Origin of the sequence: Streptomyces sp. NPDC013455 (assembly GCF_040632975.1) — a bacterium.
Classification (GTDB): Bacteria; Actinomycetota; Actinomycetes; order Streptomycetales; family Streptomycetaceae; genus Streptomyces.
On the sequence record NZ_JBEYCX010000057.1, the window covers coordinates 1,672 to 4,605 of the forward strand.

A 2,934-nucleotide genomic window follows, 5' to 3' on the forward strand; every position below is an offset into this window, starting at 1 on the left:
AACCAAAAGCAATAAAGGCGAAAAAGCGTCTAGCTTATTTCACATAAAGCGAGTTAGTTAAGTGAATAAGGGCGCACGGTGGATGCCTTGGCACTAGGAGCCGAAGAAGGACGGGACTAACACCGATATGTCTCGGGGAGTCGTAAGTAGACGTTGATCCGGGAATTTCCGAATGGGGGAACCCACTGTTCGTAATGGAACAGTACCTCTATCTGAATACATAGGGTAGAGGAGGCAGACCCGGGGAACTGAAACATCTCAGTACCCGGAGGAAAGGAAAGCAAATGCGATTTCCCAAGTAGCGGCGAGCGAAACGGAACGAGCCCAAACCAGAAGGCTTGCCTTCTGGGGTTGTAGGACACTCCATAGGAGTTACCAAGAAGTTCTTTAGATGAAGCGATCTGGAAAGATCCGCCAAAGGAGGTAACAGCCCTGTAATCAAAAAGGAACTTCCTCCGGAGTGGATCCTGAGTACGGCGGAACACGAGAAATTCCGTCGGAATCCGGGAGGACCATCTCCCAAGGCTAAATACTCCCTAGTGACCGATAGTGAACCAGTACCGTGAGGGAAAGGTGAAAAGCACCCCGGGAGGGGAGTGAAAGAGAACCTGAAACCGTGTGCCTACAAGTAGTCGAAGCCCGTTAATGGGTGACGGCGTACCTTTTGTAGAATGGACCGGCGAGTTACGATCGTATGCAAGGTTAAGTGGAAGACACGGAGCCGCAGCGAAAGCGAGTCTGAACAGGGCGAACAGAGTATGCGGTCGTAGACCCGAAACCGTGTGATCTACCCATGTCCAGGGTGAAGGTCAGGTAACACTGACTGGAGGCCCGAACCCACGTATGTTGAAAAATGCGGGGATGAGGTGTGGGTAGGGGTGAAATGCCAATCGAACACGGAGATAGCTGGTTCTCTCCGAAATAGCTTTAGGGCTAGCCTCAAGGAAAGAGTACTGGAGGTAGAGCACTGATTGAACTAGGGGCCCTCATCGGGTTACCGAATTCAGTCAAACTCCGAATGCCAACTACTTATCCTTGGGAGTCAGACTATGGGTGATAAGGTTCATAGTCGAAAGGGAAACAGCCCAGACCGCCAGCTAAGGTCCCAAAGTATACGTTAAGTGGAAAAGGATGTGGAGTTGCATAGACAACCAGGATGTTGGCTTAGAAGCAGCCACCATTTAAAGAGTGCGTAATAGCTCACTGGTCGAGTGACTCTGCGCCGAAAATGTACCGGGGCTAAACGTATCACCGAAGCTGCGGATTGTTCTTCGGAACAATGGTAGGAGAGCGTTCAATGTGCAGTGAAGTCAGACCGTGAGGACTGGTGGAGCGCTTTGAAGTGAGAATGCCGGTATGAGTAGCGAAAAAAGAGTGAGAATCTCTTTCACCGAAAGCCTAAGGTTTCCTGAGGAAGGCTCGTCCTCTCAGGGTTAGTCGGGACCTAAGCCGAGGCCGAAAGGCGTAGGCGATGGACAACAGGTAGATATTCCTGTACCACCTCATGAGTGTTTGAGCGATGGGGGGACGCAGTAGGATAAGGAAAGCGCACGGATGGAAGCGTGCGCCCAAGCAGCAAGGGAGTCGGATAGGAAAATCCGTCCGATAATTCTAAGCTGTGACGGGGAGGGAACATGAGTACCGAAGTTCCGGATTTCACACTGCCAAGAAAAGCCTCTAGTGAGCTCATAGGTGCCCGTACCGCAAACCGACACAGGTAGGCGAGGAGAGAATCCTAAGGTGAGCGGGAGAACTCTCGTTAAGGAACTCGGCAAAATGACCCCGTAACTTCGGGAGAAGGGGTGCTCCTTGTAGGAGGAGCCGCAGTGAATAGGCCCAAGCGACTGTTTAGCAAAAACACAGGTCTCTGCGAAGCCGAAAGGCGAAGTATAGGGGCTGACACCTGCCCGGTGCTGGAAGGTAAAGGGGAAGCGTTAGTACTTCGGTACGAAGCGTAGAACTGAAGCCCCAGTGAACGGCGGCCGTAACTATAACGGTCCTAAGGTAGCGAAATTCCTTGTCGGGTAAGTTCCGACCCGCACGAAAGGTGCAACGACTTGGGCACTGTCTCAACGAGAGACCCGGTGAAATTATACGATGCGTGAAGATGCGCATTACCCGCGACAGGACGGAAAGACCCCGTGGAGCTTTACTGTAGCCTGATATTGAATGTTTGTACAGCTTGTACAGGATAGGTGGGAGCCATCGAAGCGTGAGCGCCAGCTTACGTGGAGGCACCCGTGGGATACCACCCTGGCTGTATGAACCTTCTAACCCAGGGCCGTGATCCGGTCCGGAGACAGTGTCAGGCGGGCAGTTTGACTGGGGCGGTCGCCTCCCAAAAGGTAACGGAGGCGCCCAAAGGTTCCCTCAGAATGGTTGGAAATCATTCGCAGAGTGTAAAGGCAGAAGGGAGCTTGACTGCGAGACCTACAAGTCGAGCAGGGACGAAAGTCGGGCTTAGTGATCCGGTGGTTCCGCATGGAAGGGCCATCGCTCAACGGATAAAAGCTACCCCGGGGATAACAGGCTTATCTCCCCCAAGAGTTCACATCGACGGGGAGGTTTGGCACCTCGATGTCGGCTCATCGCATCCTGGGGCTGTAGTCGGTCCCAAGGGTTGGGCTGTTCGCCCATTAAAGCGGTACGCGAGCTGGGTTCAGAACGTCGTGAGACAGTTCGGTCCCTATCCGTCGTGGGCGTTGGAGGTTTGAGAGGAGCTGTCCTTAGTACGAGAGGACCGGGATGGACACACCGCTGGTGTACCAGTTGTTCCGCCAGGAGCACAGCTGGGTAGCTACGTGTGGCAGGGATAAGTGCTGAAAGCATCTAAGCATGAAGCCCCCCTCAAGATGAGACCTCCCATCACGTCAAGTGAGTAAGATCCCTCAAAGATGATGAGGTAGATAGGTTCGAGGTAGAAGCGTGGTGACA

Annotated in this window: 1 rRNA gene; it reads left to right on the forward strand. The window is 53.1% G+C overall.

The window, feature by feature from the left end:
* Positions 1 to 55: 55 nt before the first annotated feature.
* Positions 56 to 2,934: ribosomal RNA gene (locus ABZ576_RS34200) — 23S ribosomal RNA — on the forward strand; the annotation flags it as partial.